The organism is Variovorax sp. FW301-JW7 (assembly GCF_058788795.1).
In genome coordinates this window covers 266,822-287,086 of record NZ_JBYTBC010000010.1, presented here as the reverse complement: position 1 = coordinate 287,086, position 20,265 = coordinate 266,822, and the positions used below count along the sequence as shown (strand labels likewise).

Sequence of the window (20,265 nt, the reverse complement as noted above, 5' to 3'; positions counted from 1 at the left end):
CGGATCAGGGCTCGCAGCTGTTTGAGCGAAGCGAGTTCTGCGAGACCCCGCGAAACGCGAGCACCGCAGGTTGCCCGCAGCGAAGCGGAGGGTCGCAGACAGTGGGGTCGCCTTTCTTTTGCCTACTTTTCTTTGGCGAAGCAAAGAAAAGTAGGTCGCCTGCCGGGGCGAGTCCCGGCCTCGGAAAACAAGCGCCCAGGAGCACAAGCAACATGCTGAGCCCAGGCACCCCCCGCCCCTTAGGCGCAACCCCGTCACAGCAAGGCGTCAACTTCGCAATCGCAGCGCCAACAGCAAGCAAAGTAGAACTCTGCCTCTTCGACAGCACAGGCCAGAACGAACAACAGCGCCTACCGCTCCCAGAGTGCACCGACGGGATCTGGCACGGCCTGCTTCCCAACGCAAGAGCCGGCCTGATCTACGGCTACCGAGTCCACGGCCTGTGGGCACCCCATGAGGGGAAACGCTTCAACCCCGCCAAGCTCCTCCTCGACCCCTACGCCCGAGAAATCCTCGGCCACTACAACGGCAGCGACCTCTTCCTGGGCCACGCCCCCACAGACCCCACCCAACGCGACCACAGAGACAACGGCTCGATCGCCCTCAAGGCCCGCGTCACAGCACCCACCAATACCCCAAGAACAACAGGCCAAGCCCACACCCCCCCCACAGACCGCGTCCTCTACGAACTCCACATCCGCAGCCTCACCCACCAGCACCCAGGCGTTCCCGAACCGCTCAGAGGCACCTACGCAGGCCTCGCAGAACCCGCCCTCCTCGACCACCTGCAACGCCTGGGCATCACCACCCTCAGCCTCATGCCCGTGCAGCACCGTGCCGACGAACAGCGCCTGCTCGCCAAAGGCCTGACCAACCACTGGGGCTACAACACCATCGGCTGGTTCGCCCCCGAGGTGCGCTTCTGGAGCGGCCGCCCCGGCACCACACCCGCCAGCGAGTTCCGCGCCATGGCCGATGCGGTGCATGCGCGCGGCATGGAGCTGGTGATCGACGTGGTCTACAACCACAGCGCCGAAAGCGACGAGCTCGGCCCCACGCTCTCGCTGCGCGGCATCGACAACGCCCTGTACTACCACCTGCGCCCCGACGACCGCGCCCTGTACGAGAACTGGGCCGGCACCGGCAACTGCCTGAACCTCGGCGAGCCACGCGTGCTGCAGCTGGTGATGGACAGCCTGCGCTTCTGGGCCTGCGAGATGGGCGTCGACGGCTTCCGCTTCGACCTCGCCCCGGTGCTGGGCCGCGACGCGCAGCGCGGCTTCGAGGCGCGCGCGCCCTTCTTCGCGGCGATGGCGCAAGACCCGGTGCTGTCGCGCACGCTGCGCATCGCCGAGCCCTGGGACCTCGGCCCCGGCGGCTACCGGCTCGGCGAGTTCCCGCCCGGCTGGCTCGAATGGAACGACCGCTTCCGCGACACGCAACGCGGCTTCTGGCTGCGCCAGGGGCGCGAGGGCGCCGCCGGCCTGGGCGACTTCGCGCACCGCTTCACGGCCTCCAGCGCGAGCTTCGCGCACGATGGCCGCGCACCGACCGCGAGCGTCAACTTCATCACCGCGCACGACGGCTTCACGCTGCGCGACCTCGTGAGCTACGAGTCGCGCCACAACCTCGCCAACGGCGAAGACAACCGCGACGGCCATGCCCACAACCTGAGCACCCACTGCGGCGTCGAAGGCCCGAGCGACGACCCCGCCGTGCGCACGATGCGCGCGCGCCTGCAGCGCACGCTGCTCGCCACGCTGCTGCTGTCCCAGGGCACGCCGATGCTGCTGGCCGGCGACGAGCTCGGCCACAGCCAGGGCGGCAACAACAACGCCTACTGCCAGGACAACGAGACCACCTGGCTCGGCTGGATCGGCCTGTCTGATCCGTCCAGCGAACGCGCCCGGCTGACTGCGTTCGTCGCGCGGCTCACCGCCCTGCGGCGCGAAGCGCCGGCGCTGCGCAGCGCGCGCTGGTGGCCGGCCGAACCTCCTGTCGACGCCCTACCGGGCCTGCGCTGGCTGCGCCCCGACGGCCAGCCGATGGCACCGGCCGACTGGCACGCAGGCACGGCCCTTGCGATCCTGTTCGGAGATGCCGAAGGCGCCTGGCTGGTGCTGGTGAATGCGGGCCCGGGCCCCGTCGCCTTCACGCTGCCGAATGGCGACTGGCGCTGCTGCCTTGCGACCGATGCCGAAGACCCCGACGCCCTGCGCGCCGCGCCCCGCCTGCTGGGCCGCGCGGTGGAGGTGCCGGTTTCGAGCCTCTGGCTTGCAAGAACGTAGGAGCCAAGCCCACGGCGCAGTGCCAGACTCGGTGCGGACACTCTGACGACGACGAACTCAACAAGCGAACGAACGAACGGAGACACAGATGGACAAGCTCAACACCCAGGGCGCACAAGCCCCGCAGGCGCCCCTGCAGGCCCATCAACTGGTCCGCCGCACCATCGCGCTGGTGCTGGCCGGCGGCCGGGGCTCCCGCCTCAAGCAGCTCACCGACCGGCGCGCCAAGCCGGCCGTGTACTTCGGCGGCAAGTTCCGCATCATCGACTTCGCGCTGTCCAACTGCCTGAACTCCGGCATCCGGCGCATGGCGGTGGTCACGCAGTACAAGTCGCACTCGCTCATGCGCCACCTGCAGCGCGGCTGGAGCTTCTTGCGCGCCGAGCTCAACGAGATGGTCGACGTGCTGCCCGCGCAGCAGCGCATGGGCGACGAGCACTGGTACCGCGGCACGGCCGACGCGGTGTTCCAGAACCTGGACATCATCAGCACCCGCTCCACGCCGCACGACTACGTGGTGGTGCTGGCCGGCGACCACATCTACAAGATGGACTACTCCATCATGCTCAAGGACCACGCCGAGCGCGGCCTGGGCTGCACGGTCGGCTGCATCGAGGTGCCGCGCCACGAGGCCACGGCCTTCGGCGTGATGGCAGTGGACGACGGCCGCCAGATCACCAGCTTCCTCGAGAAGCCCGCCGACCCGCCCGCCATGCCCGGCCACCCCGACCTGGCGCTGGCCAGCATGGGCATCTACATCTTCGACTCGGCCTACCTGTACCGGTTGCTCGAGGAAGACAACGCCAACCCCGACTCGAGCCACGACTTCGGCAAGGACATCATCCCGCGCGCCGTGGCCGAGGGCCGCGCGCTGGCGCATCCGTTCAGCATGTCCTGCGTCACGCGCGCCTCGCGCGGGCCCGACGCCAAGGCCTACTGGCGCGACGTGGGCACGATTGATGCATTCTGGGCTGCCAACCTCGACCTGGCCTCGATCACCCCGGAGCTCGACATCTATGACACGGACTGGCCCATCTGGACCTACCAGCGGCAGCTGCCGCCGGCCAAGTTCGTGCTCGACCGCGAGGGCAAGCACGGCATGACGGTCAACACCATCGTCTCGGGCGGCTGCATCGTTTCGGGCTCGAAGATCAGCAGCGCGGTGCTGTTCTCGGGCGTGCGCATCCACTCCTTCTGCGAGATCAACGAAGCTGTGCTGCTGCCCGACGTGGAAGTGGGCCGCGGCTGCCGGCTGAACCGCGTGGTGATCGACCGCGGCTGCGTGATCCCCGACGACACGGTCATCGGCGAAGACGCCGAAGCCGATGCCGCGCGCTTCGAGCGCACGGAAACGGGCGTGGTGCTGGTCACGCGCGAAATGCTGCGCCGGCTGGCGCCCGACCCTGTTCCCACGGCCGCTTCCTGATCCACACCATGCGCATCCTCCAGGTCAGCGCCGAGCTGTTTCCCCTCCTGAAGACCGGCGGCCTGGCGGACATCGCCGGCGCCCTGCCCTTGGCGCTCATGGCCGCGGGGCAGGAGGCGCGCGCACTGCTGCCGGGCTTTCCCGCCATCGTGGCCGGCGTGCGCGACCTGGTGCCGGTGGCCGAGTTCACCGCGCCCTGGGGCGAGCGCTTCGGCTTGCGCGCCGGGCACGTCACCATCGCCGGCGCGCCGCCGATTCCCACCTACGTGATCGACGCGCCCGCGCTGTACGACCGGCCCGGCAACCCCTACGAAGACACCACGCGCCAGCCCTACGGCGACAACCACCGGCGCTTCGCGCTGCTGGGCTGGGCGGCTGCGCAGCTCGCGCAGGGGCTCGACCCCGGCTGGCGGCCCGACATCGTGCACGCGCACGACTGGCACGCGGCGCTCGCGCCCGCCTACCTGGCCTTCGCGCGGCGCGCGGGCGGCCCGCGCACGGGCAGCGTGTTCACGGTGCACAACCTGGCCTACCAGGGCGTGTTCGCGCCCTGGCACTTCGCCGAGCTCGGCCTGCCGGCGCCGGCCTTCCACATGAACGGGCTGGAGTACCACGGCCAGATCTCCTTCATGAAGGGTGGCCTCTACTTCGCCGACCAGCTCACCACCGTGAGCCCCACCTACGCCCTCGAGATCCAGACGCCCGAGCAGGGCTGCGGCCTCGACGGCCTGCTGCGCCAGCGCAGCAACGTGCTCAGCGGCATCCTCAACGCGGTCGACGACCAGGTCTGGAACCCGTCCACCGACGCCGCGCTGGCGCAGGGCTACCAGGCGCCCGAGGGCCGCCACATGGCCGGCAAGGCGCGTTGCAAGTCGGTGCTGCAGCGCCAGCTGGGGCTGGCCGAGCGCCCCGACGCGCCGCTGTTCATCGTGGTGAGCCGGCTCACCGAGCAGAAGGGCCTGCACCTCGTGCTCGGCGGCCTCGACACGCTGCTCGCGCAGGGCGGCCAGCTCGCGCTGCTGGGCAGCGGCGAAGGCTGGCTCGAAGAAGCCTTCCGCCAGCGCGCGGCGGCGGCGCCCGCCTCGGTAAGCGTCACCATCGGCTACGACGAGACACTGGCGCACCAGCTCTTCGGCGCGGGCGACGTGACGATCGTGCCCTCGCTGTTCGAGCCCTGCGGCCTCACGCAGATGTACGGCCTGAAGTACGGCAGCCTGCCGTTGGTGCGCCGCGTGGGCGGGCTGGCCGACACCGTCGTCGACTGCACGCTGGAAGACATGGCCAGCGGCGCCGCCACCGGCTTCGTGTTCGAGCGCTTCGAGGACGCCGACTACGACCGCGCCTTGCGCCGCGCCTTCGCGCTGTACGAGCGCGCCCCCGACTGGCGCCGCGTGCGCGGCAACGCCATGCGGCGCCCGGCCGACTGGGGCACGGCGGCGGCGCAGTACATCGATGTGTACCAACGGGCGCTGGCCTGAAGCCCCCGCCCCACACCCCACCACCCACTCCGGGAACGCCCCCCATGACGATCAAGGACTTCGCCTACGACCACCCCGACCGCGACGTTGCCGCCTTCAAGCGCGCGGTGGCCAACAAGCTGATCTACGCCGTCGGCAAGGACCCCGTGGCCGCCAGCCCCGATGACTGGCTGCACGCCACCGCGCTGGCCGTGCGCGACCAGCTCGTCGAGCGCTGGATGACGACCACGCGCGCCAACTACGCGCAGGACCTCAAGCGCGTGTACTACCTCTCGATGGAGTTCCTCATCGGGCGCACCTTCACCAACGCGCTGCTCGCCGTCGACCTGTACGGCACCGTGCGCGAGGCGCTGGCCGACTTCGGTGTCGACATGGCGGCGCTGGCCGAGCGCGAGCCCGATGCGGCGCTCGGCAACGGCGGCCTGGGCCGGCTCGCGGCCTGCTTTCTCGATTCGATGGCCACGCTCGGCGTGCCCGGCATGGGCTACGGCATCCGCTACGAGTACGGCATGTTCCGCCAGCGCATCGTCGACGGCCAGCAGGTCGAAACGCCCGACTACTGGCTCACGCGCGGCAACCCGTGGGAGTTCCAGCGGCCCGAGGTGAACTACCGCGTGCGCTTCGGCGGCCATGTGCAAAAGCGCGAAGGCAAGAACGCGCCCTACGGCGCGGCCGACTGGGTCGACACGCACGACGTGCTGGCCGTGGCCTACGACACCATCATTCCCGGCTACGGCACGCAGGCCACCAACACCTTGCGGCTGTGGTCGGCGCGCGCCACCGAGGAGATCGACCTGTCGGCCTTCAACCGCGGCAACTACATGGCGGCGGTGGAGAGCAAGAACCACTCCGAGAACGTCTCGCGCGTGCTCTACCCCGACGACTCCACGCCCTCGGGCCGCGAGCTGCGGCTGCACCAGGAGTACTTCTTCTGCAGCGCCAGCGTGCAGGACCTGCTGCGCCGCTACCTGCGCAACCACACGAGCTTCGAGCAGCTGTCCGAAAAAGTCAGCATCCACCTGAACGACACGCACCCGGTGCTGGCCGTGCCCGAGCTCATGCGCCTGCTGCTCGACGAGCACGGCCTGGCGTGGGACGCGGCCTGGGCGCACACGCAGAAGGTGTTCAGCTACAGCAACCACACGCTGATGCACGAGGCCCTGGAAACCTGGCCGGTCGAGATGCTGGGCCGCATCCTGCCGCGCCACCTGCAGATCCTGTACGACATCAACGCGAAGTTCCTGGCCGCCGTGACGCAGACGCACGGCCAGGACGTCGAGCTGGTGCGCCGCCTCTCGCTGATCGACGAGACCGGCGAGCGCCGCGTGCGCATGGCCTACGTGGCGGTGCTCGCGAGCCATTCGGTGAACGGCGTGTCGGGGCTGCACTCGGAGCTGATGAAGCAGTCGATCTTTGCCGACTTTGCGAAGATCTTTCCCGAGCGCTTCAACAACAAGACCAACGGCGTCACGCCGCGCCGCTGGCTCGCACAGGCCAACCCGCCGCTGGCCGCGCTGCTCGACCAGCGCATCGGCAAAGGCTGGCGGCGCGACCTGTCGCAGCTCGAAGCATTGCGCCCGATGGTCGCGCAGCCCGCCTTCGTGCGCGCCTTTCGCCATGCCAAGCGCGAGAACAAGCTGCGACTGGCCAACTGGGTCGGCGAGCACCTGAAGCTCGACCTGGACACCGACGCGATGTTCGACGTGCAGGTCAAGCGCATCCACGAGTACAAGCGGCAGCTGCTCAACGTGCTGCACGTCGTCGCGCGGTATCACCGCATCCTCGATGCGCAGGCCAGCGGCGCGCCGGTCGACATCGTGCCGCGCGTGGTCGTGTTCGCGGGCAAGGCGGCGTCGGCCTATGCGATGGCCAAGCAGGTGATCCGGCTCATCAACGACGTGGCGGCCACCGTGAACGCCGACGCGCGCGTGGGCAAGCTGCTGAAGGTGGTGTTCCTGCCGAACTACAGCGTGAGCCTGGCCGAGATCATCATGCCGGCGGCGGACCTGTCGGAGCAGATCTCCACCGCGGGCACGGAAGCTTCAGGCACCGGCAACATGAAGTTCGCGCTCAACGGCGCGCTCACCATCGGCACGCTCGACGGCGCCAATGTCGAGATGCGCGAGAACGTCGGCCCCGAGAACATCTTCATCTTCGGCCACACCACGCCCGAGGTGGCCGACATCCGCGCCCGCGGCTACCAGCCGCGCGAGATCTACGAGGAGAACGCCGAACTCAAGCGCGTGCTCGATGCCATTCGCGACGGCGCGTTCTCGCCGGGCGAGCCGGCGCGCTACCAGGGCATCTACGACGCGCTCGTGAACTGGGGCGACCACTACCTGCTGCTGGCCGACTACGCGAGCTACGTGGCCAAGCAGGCCGAGGTCGATGCGCTGTACCGCGACGCGGAGGCGTGGACGCGCATGGCGATCCTCAACGTGGCGGGAATGGGGGCGTTCTCGTCAGACCGGACGATCGCGGAGTACGCGCATGAAATCTGGCACACGAAGCCGGTTGTGCTGAGCTGAGCCGGACTTTCGATACTTCTCCCTCCCCTTCCGGGGGAGGGTTGGGGTGGGGGCACGACAGCGGTCGATGAACGGCTGCTGTGAATCGGATGCCGCTGTGCCCCCATCCCAACCTTCCCCCAAAGGGGGAAGGAGCAAAACCACTCAGCGCGGTTTTGCGGGCGCCGCTTCGGCCTCGGTCACGAACCCGATCCGACTCAACCCCGCCTTGTTCGCGATGCCCATGAGCGCCACCACCTTGCCGTAGGGCACGGTCTGGTCGGCGCGCAATTGCACCTCGGTGTCCTTGCTGTCGGCGGCGGCCTTTTCGAGCTGGGCGGTCAGCTCTTCATCGGTCACGGGCTTGTCGTTCAGGAAGACCTTGCCCGACGCATCGACCGACAGGCTCACGAACTTCGGCGTGTCGTTGGGCTGACCCGCGTCGGTCTGCGGCAGGTCGAGCTTGATCGAGCTCGCCATCAGCGGCGCGGTGATGATGAAGATCACCAGCAGCACCAGCATCACGTCGACCAGCGGCGTGACGTTGATGTCGGACAGCGGACGTTGCCCGCCCGCGCCCATGGCCCGCCCGCCGCCTGCGGCGCTGCTGCCCAGTGAGGTGCGTCCGAAGGCCATGGTGTGCGTGGCGCTTTAAACGGGCATCGGCCGCGCGGGCGGCGGTGCGGCGGGTGCTGGCGCTTCGCCGAAGCTGCCGAGCAGGTCGTGCGCGAAGCCTTCGAGCTCGGCCTCGACGCGGCCCACGACACGACCGAACACGTTGTAGGCCAGCACGGCCGGAATGGCGACCGCGAGGCCGAAGGCCGTCATGACGAGCGCCTCGCCGACCGGCCCGGCCACCTTGTCGATGGTGAAGCCGCCGGTCTGGCCCGCGATGCCCGCGAGGGCGCCATAGATGCCCCAGACGGTGCCGAGCAGGCCGACAAAGGGCGCGGTGGCGCCCACGGTGGCCAGCAGGATCTGCCCGGCCTGCAGGCGCCGCAGCGCGCCGTGCAGCGCACCGCGCAGCACGCGCGTGAGGCGCTGGTTGCGGTCGACCGTGGCGCCCAATGTGCCGCCAGGGGCCTCGGTGGCGGCCTGGCGCAATGCGGCCACGGCGGGGCGCACGAGTTCGGCGCGGTCGAAGGCCTGCAGCTTCTGCTCGGCCTCGACCAGGGTGGCCGACTGCCAGAAGGCCGCGATGCTGCGCAGCACGTCGCGCGTGCCGCCGCGCAGCAGCCAGGCTTTCCAGAGGATCACGACCCAGCTGGCGATCGACATCGCGAGCAGCAGCGCGGCCACCGAACGGCTGACGCCGTCACCGTGGGTCAGCAGTTCGAGCACGCTCATTCGCGTCCTTGGTTGTGGTCCGCGTGCTTAGCGCAGACCCAGCACGTCGAACATGTCGAACAGGCCGCTGCGCTGGCCGCTCAGGAAGCGCACCGCACGCAGCGCGCCCTGCGCGTAGGTCACGCGGCTGGACGACTTGTGGGAGATCTCGATGCGCTCGCCGATGCCCGCGAACAGCACGGTGTGGTCGCCCACGATGTCGCCGCCGCGGATGGTGGCGAAGCCGATGGTCGACGGGTCGCGCTCGCCCGTGATGCCTTCGCGGCCGTAGACGGCGCAGTCCTTGAGGTCGCGGCCCAGCGCGTCGGCGATCACTTCGCCCATCTTGAGCGCGGTGCCCGAGGGCGCGTCGACCTTGAAGCGGTGGTGGGCCTCGACGATCTCGATGTCGTAGCCGGTGGCCATCGCGCGGGCGGCCATGTCGAGCAGCTTGAGCGTGACGTTGACGCCCACGCTCATGTTGGGCGCCATCATGATGGCGATGTCTTTCGCGATCTCGGCGATCTCGGCCTTCTGCGCATCGCTGAAGCCGGTGGTGCCGATCACGGCCTGCACGCCCAGCTCGCGGCACACGGCCAGGTGCGCCATCGTGCCTTCGGGGCGGGTGAAGTCGATCATCACCTGGGCGTCCTGCAGGCCGGTGCGCAGGTCGGCCACGATGGGCACGCCGCTGGTGAAGCCCAGGAAGGCCGCGGCATCGGCGCCGAGTGCGGCGCTGCCTGCAATGTCGAGCGCGCCGGCCAGGCGGCAGTCGGGCGCGTTGCGCACGGCTTCGATGAGCATGTGGCCCATGCGGCCCGAGGCGCCGGCGATCGCCACCCGGCGCAGCGCGGGAGCGGAGGAAGAAGAATCGGAGGTGGGGGTGGTGGTCGGTTCAGTCACGGGGATTCGGTCGTTGAAAAGTCCCTACGGGAGCCATGGACACCGACGAAAGCCACCCCACCGGTCCGGCGGGCACCGCCCGCAGGAGGGGTGGCCGCCGCCGGAGCCCGTGCCGCGCACGCTCAGCGCGCGGCTTCGAGCGGGGGGTAGGCGGCCGGCAGCGCGGGCATGGGGGCTGCCGGGGTGCCGGTGGTGTCGGCTTTCTTGTCGGCCTTGGGCGCGAATTTCTTGAGCTCGTCTTCGGTGGCCTCGAGCTGCGGCACCTTGCCGCTCTTGCGGCGGGTGTCGAGCGTGGCGACGAATTCTTCTTCGCTGGGCATTTCGTCGCCCTCGAAGCGGTCCATGAGTTCGCCGTTGAAGAACACGGTCAGGCGGCGCTCCTGCGGATCGACGCCCTGGCGGCGGATCGTGAAGACGTAGTCCCAGCGGTTGGCGTGGAAGACGTCGTTCAGCAGCGAGGTGCCGAGGATCTCGCGCACCTGTTGGCGCGACATGCCGGGCTTGAGTGCCGCGACCTGTTCCTTCGACACGAAATTGCCCTGCACCACTTCGACTTTGTAGGGGGTGACGGCAGACAGCGCGCCACGCGTGCGTTCGCTGAAACCGCTGCAGGCACCGAGGGCGAGCGTCGCCGCAATGGCAGCAACCAGCAACCAGGGCCGGCGTTGGAGGATGGCAGGCATGGGAGAAGAGGGGGTAGCGATATGATCGAACATTGTAGCGGTCGAGCCTGAAGGCCCGGCCTCAGCCCAGGGCGCAGGAACCATCATGGCCAACATCGACGAACTCAAGAACACCGGCCTCAAGGCCACCTTGCCGCGGCTGAAGATCCTCGAGATCTTCCAGACCGGCAGCCAGCGGCACATGACCGCGGAAGACGTCTTCCGCGTGCTGCTCAACGAACACTCCGACATCGGCCTGGCCACCGTGTACCGCGTGCTGACGCAGTTCGAGCAGGCCGGCATCCTGGAGCGCAGCCACTTCGAAAGCGGCAAGGCGGTCTACGAACTGAACGAAGGCACGCACCACGACCACCTGATCTGCACCTCGTGCGGCAAGGTCGAGGAGTTCTACGACGCCGAGATCGAGCGGCGCCAGCAGATGATCGCCAAGGACAAGGGCTGGATCCTGCAGGACCACGCCATGTCGCTGTACGGCCTGTGCGGCGATTGCGTCAAGAAGCGCTGACGCTGAAGACCTGCTGAAGCAGAAAGCGGCCCTTCACTTCGAAGGGCTTTTTTCTTTGCTCAGTCCGGGTCGCGCCCGCTCTCCATCGCCTTGTGGTGGCGCGCCACGAAATCGGCATAGGTGTCGATGCCGCGCAGCTGCAGGATCGAATTGCGCACCGCGGCTTCCACCAGCACGGCGATGTTGCGCCCGGCCACCACCTGGATGATGACCTTGCGCACCGGGATGCCCAGCACGTCCTGCGTGAGCGGCGCCGAGGGCATGCGCTCGTAGTCGCGCTCGAAGCTGTCGCGCCGCACGAGGTGCACGATGAGCTTCAGCCGCATCTTCCGGCGCACGGCCGTCTCGCCGAAGATCGCGCGGATGTCCAGCAGGCCGATGCCGCGCACCTCCAACAGGTTCAGCAGCAGGTCGGGGCAGCGGCCCTCGATGGTGTTCTGGTTGATGCGGTACAGGTCGACCGCGTCGTCGGCCACGAGGCCGTTGCCGCGCGAGATCAGCTCCAGGCCCAGCTCGCTCTTGCCCAGGCCCGATTCGCCCGTGATCATCACGCCCATGCCCAGGATGTCCATGAACACGCCGTGCATCGAAGTGCGCTCGGCGAAGTGCTTGGACAGGTAGGCGCGCAGCAGGTCGATCACGAAGGCCGACGATTCGCGCGTGGCAAAGAGCGGCAGCTGGGCGCGCTCGCAGATCGACAGCAGCTCGTCGGGCGCGGCCTGGCCGTCGGCCAGCACCAGCATCGGCGGCTCCAGCGTGACGATGCGGCCGATGCGGCGCACGCAGTCTTCCTTGCTGCCGCGCGTGAGGTAGGCCACCTCTCGCGCGCCGAGGATCTGCACGCGGTACGGGTGGATGTAGTTCAGGTACCCGACCAGGTCGGCGGCCGACTGTGCACGGCTGATGACATCGGGGTCGAACTGGCGCTCCGAGGCGCCCAGCCCCGCGAGCCATTCCCAGCGGAGCGACCCGCGGAACTCCTCGAACATGGCATCGGCGCTGATGACGGTCGGCTTCATGCGTGCGGCGGCCGGCGCGGGACGCCGGCATTCTGGTCAGGATGGAGGGAGAGAAAAGCGTCGCCGCAGCTTATCAGCAGCGGCCCGCCCGGCGCGTGCGCTCAGGCGACCTGGGTCGATTGCCAGCCGGCGATGAGGCCGTGCAGTGCGGCGGCATCGGTGCTGGACTTGATCTGCTCGCGCAGGCCGGCGTCGCTCAGCAGCTCGGCAATTTCAGACAGGATTTCGAGGTGCTTCTGCGTGGCCGCTTCGGGCACCAGCAGGAAGATCAGCAGCGCCACGGGCTGCTCGTCGGGAGCGTCGAAGCCGATGGGGTTCGCCAGCTGGAACACCGCGGCCATCGGCGCCTTGAGGCCCTTGATGCGGCCATGCGGAATGGCCACCCCGTGGCCCAGACCGGTGGAGCCGAGGCGCTCGCGCGCGAACAGGCTGTCGGTGATGAGGGCACGGCCCAGGCCGTGAAGGCTCTCGAACAGCAAGCCGGCTTCTTCGAAAGCACGTTTCTTGCTGGTGGCGTCAACGCTCACGAGCACTTGAGCGGGCGGCAGGATGGACGCGAGGCGATTCATGGTGGGGTCAGAGCGGGGGCGATTATGCACCTCATCGGTAAAAACCCCCAGTCCCTCTAATTACTTTCGTCTACATGTGTTGCCGAGAGGCGTCGCTTCCTCTGGGGGGCCTTGCAAAGCCCCACCAATGTGGTCGGACAAACAAAAGGCCGCCCGAAGGCGGCCTGAGATGCGGGGCGCGGGGCCCGGCGTTTACATCACGCGCTTGGGCGCCACGTGATGGTGGTCCTGCAGGCGATCCTTGTGGCGGACCACCTGGCGGTCGAGCTTGTCGACCAGCTCATCGACCGCGGCGTACAGATCAGCGTGGCTCGATTCCGCGAACATGTCATTGCCCTTGACGTGAATGTTGCACTCCGCCCTTTGGCGGCGTTCCTTTTCCTTCTGCTTTTCCACCGTGAGGATCACCTTGACATCGACCACCTGGTCGAAATGTCGCGTGATCCGGTCCAGCTTGCTCGTGACGTAGGTGCGCAAGGCAGGTGTGACGTCGAGGTGATGACCGCTGATCGTCAAATTCATGAATGACCTCCTGAGAATTGACGGTTGGGGAAATGACCGCGCTCCGGGATGAAGCGTGGCCGGCGAAACAGGTTTGGGGGAGAACGGGAGAAGAGGAAGAGAGAGGTGAGAAAGGGGGCGGTCGGATTCACTATGCCCAAGCTGTCACGGTATTGCAATACCGGGGCTTGCCCGAGTGACGGGCCGGTGTATTGCATGCCCTAATCCGCTATTGATTCCATAGCTGCCCCCGTGCAGTGGCATGCCCTTGCGGCACATTGGAAGCAAGTGTTTCCACGCGCCGCGCGCAGTGACCCTCCCGCCCGCAGGGCCGGCCCATTCAGCGCCAGGCGGCGCGCATGCGGTTGCGCAGGTCGATCACCGCGGCCGGCGGCGGCACCGCGGGCGGCAGCACCGGCGGCGGTGGCCAGGTCTGCAGCTCGAAGCCCGCGAGGTCGGACTCCGTGATGAAGCGGGTGCGGTTGGCGTACAGGTGCCGGTCGCCGCGCGCCGCCTGCTGCGTGATGTGGAAGCGCTGCGGCATCACCAGGTGCAGGTGGTCGCGGGCCCGCGTCATCGCCACGTAGAGCAGGCGCCGCTCTTCTTCCAGTTCGTGCGCGCCCTGCGCCACATCGGCCGGCATGCAGCCGTCGACCACGTTGATGACGTGCACCGAATTCCACTCCTGGCCCTTGGCCGAATGGATGGTCGACAGGATCAGGTAGTCCTCGTCGAGCGACGGCGGACCGGGCCGGTCGCTGGTGGCTTCAGGCGGATCGAGCGTGAGCTCGGTGAGAAAGCGCTCGCGCGAGCCATAGCCGGCCGCCAGCCGCGCCAGCTGTTCGACATCGGCACGGCGCACGCCCGAGGTGTCTTCGTACAGCCGCTCCAGGTGCGGCTGGTACCACTGCATGGCCACCTCCACGTCGGCCGGCCACTGCAGCGACGGCGCGCGCAAGGCGGCGTAGGCCTGGGCAAAGTCGGCCCACTGTTCGCGCGCGGCCGACGGCGGCACGAAGTCCCTCACCGCAGCGGCCGGGTCGGCCGCCTGGTCCATCGCGTCGAGCAGGCGCGTGCCGGTGGCCGGGCCCACGCCCGGAATGATCTGCGTGACCCGGAAGCCCGCCATGCGCCCGCGCGGGTTCTGCGCGAAGCGCAGCACCGCGAGCAGGTCCTTCACATGCGAGGCCTCGAGGAACTTGAGCCCGCCGAACTTCACGAACGGGATGTTGCGCCGCGCCAGCTCCAGCTCGAGCGCCGCGCTGTGCGACGAGGTGCGAAACAGCACCGCCTGCGACTTCAGCGCCAGCCCGCCCTCGCGGTGCGCCAGGATCTTGTCGGCCACCCAGCACGCCTGCCCGGCCTCGTCGGGCACGAGCACCAGCACCGGCTTGCCGGCCGAGGGCTTGTCGGTCCACAGCGTCTTGGCATGCCGCTCGGCGGCCTGCGCGATGACGCGGTTCGACACGTCGAGGATCGGCTGCGTCGAGCGGTAGTTGCGCTCCAGCGTGACGACGCGCGCCTCTTGCGAAAACTGCGAGGGAAAGTCGAGGATGTTGCGCACCGTGGCGCCGCGGAACGAATAGATCGACTGCGCGTCGTCGCCCACCACCGTCACGCCGCGCCCGTCGGGCTTCATCGCGCGCAGGATCTCGGCCTGCAGCAGGTTGGTGTCCTGGTACTCGTCGACCAGCACGTGGTCGAAGCGCGCGCCGACGTGCGCGGCCAGCGCGGGCTCGGCGACCATCTCGGCCCAGTAGAGCAAGAGGTCGTCGTAGTCGAGCACGTTCTGCTGCTGCTTGGCCTCGACGTAGGCGCCGAAGAGCGCCTTGAGCTGCGCCTCCCACTCGGCGCACCAGGGAAAGCTGTCTTTCAGCACGGTGGCCAGCGGCGCGCGCGTGTTCACGCAGCGCGAGTAGATCGACAGGCAGGTGCCCTTGCGCGGAAAGCGGTTGACCGTGGACGACAGGCCCAGTTCGTGCCGCACCAGCCCCATGAGGTCTTCGGCGTCGCCGCGGTCGTGGATGGTGAAGTTCTCGTCCAGCCCGATCTGCGCGGCGTACTCGCGCAGCAGCCGCGCGCCGATGCCGTGGAAGGTGCCGGCCCACGGCAACGCCGGCGGGCGCTCCGACTTCAGGCCCAGCACGCGCGCCAGCACCTGGCCCGCGCGGCGCTCCATTTCCTGCGCGGCGCGGCGCGAGAAGGTGAGCAGCAGCAGGCGCTGCGGATCGACGCCACCCGCGATCAGGTGCGCCACGCGGTGCGCCAGCGTGCTGGTCTTGCCCGAGCCCGCGCCGGCGATCACGAGCAGCGGCCGGTGGTCGGCGCCGACCGCCGCGCCCACGCCGTGCTCGACCGCTGCGCGCTGGTCGTCGTTGAGCGCGGCGAGCGCCGCGGCCAGGCGCTCGGCTTGCGTCTTCGGGGGGGTGGAAAGAACGGGGGACGCAGGGGTCTGCATGGGCACGACTTTACTGTATGTCCGTCCAGTCCACGCGCCTTGCGCCCCTGTGGCCGGTGACATAATCGCGCCTCGCTGCAACCGGAGACTCCCCATGGAAACCGCCCCGTCTCGGCAGCTTTCAACTCCCATCCGACGCCGCGCATGATGTACTGACGCCGGGTCCGCGGGAATTGAAAGCGCCCCTCCCTCGCCCATCGTTCAGTCATCCCCGGGAGTGAGCCCATGCTCAACATCTTTACGCTCGCCAACGGCCGCCTCGTCCAGGAAGAGATCGAGTCGCTCGAAGAGCTCTCCAAGTTCCAGCCGATCTGGGTCGACCTCGAGTCGCCCACGCTCGAGGAAAAGCGCTGGATCAAGCAGTACTACGGCCTCTCGATTCCCGAAGACGCGATGGACGAGGACATCGAGGAATCGGCCCGCTTCTACGAGGAAGACAACGGCGAGCTGCACATCCGTTCCGACTTCCTGATCGACGACGACGAAGACCCGCGCACGGTGCGCGTCGCCTTCATCCTGAACCAGCACAACACCGACCTGCGCAGCCGCGGCGTGCTGTTCTCGATCCACGACGAAGACGTGCCCGTGTTCCGCCTGCTGCGCATGCGCGCACGCCGCGCGCCGGGGCTGATCGAAGACGCAAAAGAAGTGATGCTCAAGCTCTTCGACGCCGACGCCGAATACTCGGCCGACACGCTGGAGAACATCTACGACGAGCTCGAGGTGGCGGGCAAGAAGGTGCTCTCGGGCAACGTCAGCGACGAGCTGGCCGGCGAGGTGCTCGGCGCCATCGCGCGGCAGGAAGACTTGAACGGCCGCATCCGCCGCAACGTGATGGACACGCGCCGCGCCGTGAGCTTCATGATGCGCAGCAAGATGCTCAACGCCGAGCAGTTCGAAGAGGCGCGGCAGATCCTGCGCGACATCGAATCGCTGGACAACCACACGGCCTTCCTGTTCGACAAGATCAACTTCCTGATGGATGCGACCGTTGGTTTCATCAACATCAACCAGAACAAGACCATCAAGATCTTCTCGGTGGCCAGCGTCGCGCTGCTGCCGCCCACGCTGATCGCGAGCATCTACGGCATGAACTTCAAGTTCATGCCCGAGCTCGACTGGGCCATGGGCTACCCCTACGCCATCGCGCTGATGGCGGCCAGCGCGCTGGTGCCGATGTGGTACTTCCGTCGGCGCGGCTGGCTCAAGTAACGCCGCGCATCGGGTGCTAGAGTGGCTGCCGACAGGCAGCTGACCTGGAGGGCCCCGTGCGCAGACTTCGTTTCCTCACCAACCGCCACCGCGCGCCGTCGACGAACACCGCGCTCGGACTGCTGCTGGCCTTCAACGCCGGTGCCATCAATGCGGGCGGCTTCCTCGTGCTGCACATGTACACCTCGCACATGACCGGCTTCGCCTCGCAGCTGGCGGACGGCATGGTGCTGGGCAACCTCACGCTGCTGCTGAACGCGCTGGGCGCCATCCTCGCGTTCGTGAGCGGCGCCGCGGTCTGCGCGGTGCTGGTGAACTGGGCGCGGCAGCACCGGCTGCATGGCGTGTACGCGCTGCCGCTGCTGCTGGAGGCCGCGCTGATGTTCCCGTTCGGGCTCGCCGGCGCCATCACGCTGACCTGGGCCACGCCGTTCGCGGTGCCGCTCACGGTGCTGCTGCTGTCGTTCATCATGGGGCTGCAGAACGCCGTGGCGTCGAAGACCTCGGGCGGCAGCACGCGCACCACCCACATGACCGGCAACATCACCGACGTGGGGATCGAGCTGGGCAAGATGCTGTACTGGAACCGGCGCGCGCCGTCCACGCCGCTGCCGGTGCGCCACGACCGCAGCCGGCTGCGCCGCTGCGGCGGGCTGGTCGCCATGTTCGTGCTCGGCGGCGCCGTGGGCGCGCTGGGCTTCAAGCACGTGGGCTTCATCTGCGTCGTGCCGCTGGCCGCGCTGCTGCTGGCGCTGTCGATCCCGCCGCTGCTGCGCGACCTGCCGCAGCTGCGCCGGCTCGCGCCGTAGGCGGGTTCTTCAGGCCGCGTCGCGCGGCAGGGAGGCGAGCCAGGCGTCGACGAGCGCCAGGCTGTAGCGGCTCGCCACCTCCGCCACGAAGCGCGTGAAGTCGCCGTGCGCGGCATCGTCGGCGCGGTCCGAGATGGTCCGCAGCGCCGCGAAGGGCACGCCGTAGTCGTGGCAGGCCTGCGCCATCGCAGCGCCTTCCATCTCGACGGCGAGTGCGTCGGGCAGCGAACGCTGCAGGGCGCCACACTCCGCGGTGGTCGACACGAAGCGGTCGCCGCTGATCAGCAGGCCGCGATGCACCTTCGGCGACCACAGACGGAACTCGTCGACCGCCTTCTGCCCCACCAGGCTCACCGGATCGCGCAGCGTGCTTTCGGCCACCGCCGCCAGCGCATCGCCGATGGCCGCATCGGCCGCGAAACGCGAACGCCCCATCAGCGGCACCTCGTACTTCGGAAAGATCGGCGAGGCGTCCATGTCGTGCTGCAGCAGCTCGGTCGCCACGACCACGTCGCCGACGTTCACGCCCGGCGCCAGTCCGCCCGCCACGCCCGTGAACACGATCGCCCGCACGCCGAAGCGCTCGAGCAGCACCGTGGCCGTGACCGCCGCCGCGACCTTGCCGATGCGCGACAGCACCGCGACCACGGGCTGGCCCTGCAGGTGGCCGACCCAGAAGTCGCGGCCGGCCACGCGCACGCGCTGCTCGTCGGGCATGCGCGCGAGGAGCGCGCTCAGCTCCTCGTGCATGGCCGCGACGATGGCGATGGGCGTGGACAACACAACAGAACTCAAAACAAGACTTTCTCTATTCCAGGAACACCGCGGAACCGGCTTTGCCGGGCCGCAGGTGTTGCCCCCTGCAAGGGGGTTGGCGTAGCGACACGAAGTGCGCGAAGCCTGGGGGTTTACTTGATATCCACGCCGTAGAAGGTATGGCGGCCGAAAGGACTGAGCTTGAAGTCGACCACTTCCTTGCGCACCGGCTTCAGCTGCACCGCGTGCGCGATGGTGAACCACGGCGCCTGCTCCTTGAAGATGACCTGCGCCTTCTTGTAGAGCGCATCGCGCTCCGATTGCTTGGTCGCGCTCTTGGCCTTCACCACGAGGTCTTCATACGGCTGGTAGCAGAACTTCGAGATGTTGCTGCCGCTGGCCGACTTGGCCGAGGCGCAGCCCAGCAGGGTGTACATGAAGTTGTCCGGGTCGCCGTTGTCGCCGGTCCAGCCCAGCATGCCCATCTGGTGCTCGCCGGCCTGCAGGCGCTTGCGGTACTCGCCCCACTCGAAGCTCTTGATCTCGGCCTTGACGTTGATCTTGGCCAGGTCGGCCTGCATCAGCTCTGCGATGCGCTTGGCGTTCGGGTTGTAGGGGCGCTGCACCGGCATGGCCCACAGGTCGGTGCTGAAGCCGTCGGGGAAACCGGCCTGCGCCAGCAGCTTCTTGGCGGCTTCGGGATCGTACGGGTCGTCCTTCACGGCATCGTTGTAGGACCACAGGGTCGGCGGAATCGGGTTCTTCGCCGCCACGCCGGTCGTGAGGTACACGCCGTCGATGATGGCCTTCTTGTTGATCGCCATGTTGATGGCCTTGCGCACGCGCACGTCGTCGAAGGGCTTCTTCGTCGTGTTGTACGAGAGGTAGCCCACGTTCAGGCCGGGCTGCTCCAGCACCTGCACGTTCGGGTCCTTGCGGATCGCGTCGAGGTCGGCCGGGTTCGGGTACGGCATGACATGGCACTCGCCCTTTTGCAGCTTGGCCCAGCGCACCGAGGCATCGGGCGTGATCGCGAACACGAGGTCGTCGATCTTGGCCTTGCCGCCCCAGTACTGCGGGAAGGCCTTGAAGCGGATGATCGCGTCCTTCTGGTACTGCACGAGGTAGAACGGGCCGGTGCCGACCGGGTCCTGGTCGACCTTCTCGGGCGTGCCGGCCTTCAGCATCGCGATGGCGTATTCCTTCGACTGGATGCCCGCGTACTGCATCGCCAGGTTGGCCAGGAACGGCGCCTCGGCCTGGTTGAGCGTGATCTTCACCGTGTGGTCGTCGATGCGGTCCACGGACTTCAGCAGCTTGGGCATGCCCATGTCGTTGAAGTAGGAGTGGTTCTGGCTCGTGACCTTGAAGAAGGGGTCGCTCTCCTTCCACTGGCGCTCGAGCATGAAGATGAAGTCGTCGGCGTTGAAGTCGCGCGTGGGCTTGAAGCTCTTGCTCGTGGTGTGCCACTTCACGCCCTTGCGCAGGTGGAAGGTGTACACGGTGCCGTCGGCCGAGATGTCCCATTTTTCGGCCAGGCCCGGCATGACCTTGGTGCCGCCGCGCTCGAACTCGACGATGGTGTTGTAGACCTGCGTGGTCACGTCGAACGATGTGCCGGTGGTGTTCATGCCCGGATAGAAGTTTTCCGGGCTTCCTTCGGAGCAGTACACCAACGTCTTGGCTGACACGGCGCCGCAGGCCAGGGTAAGGGCCGTGAGCGCTGCCGGTGCCAGAAGCGCCAGCTTTTGTGAGCGGCGCGAAACGGAGGGCTGGGTCTTCATGGGGACTCCTCGAGACAGGGTTGAAAAAATCGCCACTCCAC

17 protein-coding genes are annotated in these 20,265 nt (G+C 68.1%); 7 read left to right on the top strand and 10 right to left on the bottom strand.

Annotated elements, in window-relative coordinates; genetic code table 11:
• The first annotated feature begins 212 nt into the window (after positions 1–212).
• The 4 genes from glgX to AC3WQM_RS25565 all read left to right on the top strand — a co-directional run bounded on the left by glgX (position 213) and on the right by AC3WQM_RS25565 (position 7,720).
• On the top strand, positions 213–2,288 hold the full coding sequence (gene glgX, locus AC3WQM_RS25580; RefSeq protein ID WP_492682635.1) for a glycogen debranching protein GlgX: 2,076 nt from the start codon (positions 213–215) through the stop codon (positions 2,286–2,288).
• Between the two features lie 88 nt (positions 2,289–2,376).
• Positions 2,377–3,714, top strand: coding sequence for a glucose-1-phosphate adenylyltransferase (glgC, locus tag AC3WQM_RS25575; protein ID WP_492682633.1), 1,338 nt, complete (start codon positions 2,377–2,379; stop codon positions 3,712–3,714).
• 8 nt (positions 3,715–3,722) lie between these two features.
• On the top strand, positions 3,723–5,192 hold the full coding sequence (gene glgA, locus AC3WQM_RS25570) for a glycogen synthase GlgA (protein WP_492682631.1): 1,470 nt from the start codon (positions 3,723–3,725) through the stop codon (positions 5,190–5,192).
• 44 nt (positions 5,193–5,236) lie between these two features.
• Positions 5,237–7,720, top strand: coding sequence for a glycogen/starch/alpha-glucan phosphorylase (locus AC3WQM_RS25565; protein WP_492682629.1), 2,484 nt, complete (start codon positions 5,237–5,239; stop codon positions 7,718–7,720).
• 144 nt (positions 7,721–7,864) lie between these two features.
• On the opposite strand, the gene AC3WQM_RS25560 is transcribed toward AC3WQM_RS25565, so the two are convergent.
• From AC3WQM_RS25560 to AC3WQM_RS25545, 4 genes are all read right to left on the bottom strand, one after another.
• Positions 7,865–8,335, bottom strand: coding sequence for an ExbD/TolR family protein (locus AC3WQM_RS25560; RefSeq protein WP_099794719.1), 471 nt, complete (start codon positions 8,333–8,335; stop codon positions 7,865–7,867).
• Between the two features lie 15 nt (positions 8,336–8,350).
• On the bottom strand, positions 8,351–9,046 hold the full coding sequence (locus tag AC3WQM_RS25555; RefSeq protein ID WP_095743304.1) for a MotA/TolQ/ExbB proton channel family protein: 696 nt from the start codon (positions 9,044–9,046) through the stop codon (positions 8,351–8,353).
• Between the two features lie 27 nt (positions 9,047–9,073).
• Positions 9,074–9,874: a 4-hydroxy-tetrahydrodipicolinate reductase gene (gene dapB / locus AC3WQM_RS25550; protein ID WP_095747406.1), complete on the bottom strand. Its 801-nt coding sequence runs from the start codon at positions 9,872–9,874 to the stop codon at positions 9,074–9,076.
• Positions 9,875–10,050: 176 nt separating this feature from the next.
• On the bottom strand, positions 10,051–10,611 hold the full coding sequence (locus AC3WQM_RS25545) for an outer membrane protein assembly factor BamE (protein WP_354345456.1): 561 nt from the start codon (positions 10,609–10,611) through the stop codon (positions 10,051–10,053).
• 85 nt (positions 10,612–10,696) lie between these two features.
• Here AC3WQM_RS25545 and fur point away from each other — a divergent pair, with 85 nt between their 5' ends.
• A complete protein-coding gene (fur, locus tag AC3WQM_RS25540) occupies positions 10,697–11,116 on the top strand; it encodes a ferric iron uptake transcriptional regulator (RefSeq protein ID WP_056584276.1) in 420 nt (139 codons plus the stop codon).
• Between the two features lie 59 nt (positions 11,117–11,175).
• On the opposite strand, the gene hprK is transcribed toward fur, so the two are convergent.
• The 4 genes from hprK to AC3WQM_RS25520 all read right to left on the bottom strand — a co-directional run bounded on the left by hprK (position 11,176) and on the right by AC3WQM_RS25520 (position 15,663).
• The gene (hprK, locus tag AC3WQM_RS25535) at positions 11,176–12,135 is read right to left on the bottom strand and encodes an HPr(Ser) kinase/phosphatase (RefSeq protein WP_062481041.1); all 960 of its coding nucleotides are present in this window, start codon (positions 12,133–12,135) and stop codon (positions 11,176–11,178) included.
• Positions 12,136–12,236: 101 nt separating this feature from the next.
• Entirely contained in the window at positions 12,237–12,704 is a 468-nt protein-coding gene (locus AC3WQM_RS25530; protein WP_042581318.1) for a PTS sugar transporter subunit IIA, read from the bottom strand.
• A 192-nt stretch (positions 12,705–12,896) separates the two neighbouring features.
• Positions 12,897–13,226: a ribosome hibernation-promoting factor, HPF/YfiA family gene (gene hpf, locus AC3WQM_RS25525; RefSeq protein ID WP_013538898.1), complete on the bottom strand. Its 330-nt coding sequence runs from the start codon at positions 13,224–13,226 to the stop codon at positions 12,897–12,899.
• 319 nt (positions 13,227–13,545) lie between these two features.
• Positions 13,546–15,663 carry an ATP-dependent helicase gene (locus tag AC3WQM_RS25520; RefSeq protein ID WP_492682627.1) on the bottom strand — a complete coding sequence of 706 codons (2,118 nt, stop codon included), beginning with the start codon at positions 15,661–15,663 and terminating at the stop codon, positions 13,546–13,548.
• Positions 15,664–15,888: 225 nt separating this feature from the next.
• Here AC3WQM_RS25520 and corA point away from each other — a divergent pair, with 225 nt between their 5' ends.
• Together corA and AC3WQM_RS25510 are read left to right on the top strand one after the other, a co-directional pair.
• Entirely contained in the window at positions 15,889–16,875 is a 987-nt protein-coding gene (corA, locus tag AC3WQM_RS25515; protein ID WP_056584267.1) for a magnesium/cobalt transporter CorA, read from the top strand.
• Between the two features lie 56 nt (positions 16,876–16,931).
• On the top strand, positions 16,932–17,684 hold the full coding sequence (locus AC3WQM_RS25510; protein WP_062481040.1) for a YoaK family protein: 753 nt from the start codon (positions 16,932–16,934) through the stop codon (positions 17,682–17,684).
• A 9-nt stretch (positions 17,685–17,693) separates the two neighbouring features.
• Here AC3WQM_RS25510 and AC3WQM_RS25505 read toward each other — a convergent pair whose 3' ends face one another.
• Both AC3WQM_RS25505 and AC3WQM_RS25500 read right to left on the bottom strand, forming a co-directional pair.
• Positions 17,694–18,464: a 5'-methylthioadenosine/adenosylhomocysteine nucleosidase gene (locus AC3WQM_RS25505; protein WP_492682625.1), complete on the bottom strand. Its 771-nt coding sequence runs from the start codon at positions 18,462–18,464 to the stop codon at positions 17,694–17,696.
• Positions 18,465–18,592: 128 nt separating this feature from the next.
• Entirely contained in the window at positions 18,593–20,224 is a 1,632-nt protein-coding gene (locus AC3WQM_RS25500; protein ID WP_489060062.1) for an ABC transporter substrate-binding protein, read from the bottom strand.
• Positions 20,225–20,265 lie beyond the last annotated feature (41 nt).

Bases quoted from the DNA above. Each gene is read 5' to 3' on its own strand.
- glgX (WP_492682635.1), top strand. From the start codon at position 213: ATGCTGAGCCCAGGCACCCCCCGCCCCTTAGGCGCAACCCCGTCACAG.
- glgC (WP_492682633.1), top strand. From the start codon at position 2,377: ATGGACAAGCTCAACACCCAGGGCGCACAAGCCCCGCAGGCGCCCCTG.
- glgA (WP_492682631.1), top strand. From the start codon at position 3,723: ATGCGCATCCTCCAGGTCAGCGCCGAGCTGTTTCCCCTCCTGAAGACC.
- AC3WQM_RS25565 (WP_492682629.1), top strand. From the start codon at position 5,237: ATGACGATCAAGGACTTCGCCTACGACCACCCCGACCGCGACGTTGCC.
- AC3WQM_RS25560 (WP_099794719.1), bottom strand. From the start codon at position 8,335: ATGGCCTTCGGACGCACCTCACTGGGCAGCAGCGCCGCAGGCGGCGGG.
- AC3WQM_RS25555 (WP_095743304.1), bottom strand. From the start codon at position 9,046: ATGAGCGTGCTCGAACTGCTGACCCACGGTGACGGCGTCAGCCGTTCG.
- AC3WQM_RS25545 (WP_354345456.1), bottom strand. From the start codon at position 10,611: ATGCCTGCCATCCTCCAACGCCGGCCCTGGTTGCTGGTTGCTGCCATT.
- fur (WP_056584276.1), top strand. From the start codon at position 10,697: ATGGCCAACATCGACGAACTCAAGAACACCGGCCTCAAGGCCACCTTG.
- hprK (WP_062481041.1), bottom strand. From the start codon at position 12,135: ATGAAGCCGACCGTCATCAGCGCCGATGCCATGTTCGAGGAGTTCCGC.
- AC3WQM_RS25530 (WP_042581318.1), bottom strand. From the start codon at position 12,704: ATGAATCGCCTCGCGTCCATCCTGCCGCCCGCTCAAGTGCTCGTGAGC.
- hpf (WP_013538898.1), bottom strand. From the start codon at position 13,226: ATGAATTTGACGATCAGCGGTCATCACCTCGACGTCACACCTGCCTTG.
- AC3WQM_RS25520 (WP_492682627.1), bottom strand. From the start codon at position 15,663: ATGCAGACCCCTGCGTCCCCCGTTCTTTCCACCCCCCCGAAGACGCAA.
- corA (WP_056584267.1), top strand. From the start codon at position 15,889: ATGCTCAACATCTTTACGCTCGCCAACGGCCGCCTCGTCCAGGAAGAG.
- AC3WQM_RS25500 (WP_489060062.1), bottom strand. From the start codon at position 20,224: ATGAAGACCCAGCCCTCCGTTTCGCGCCGCTCACAAAAGCTGGCGCTT.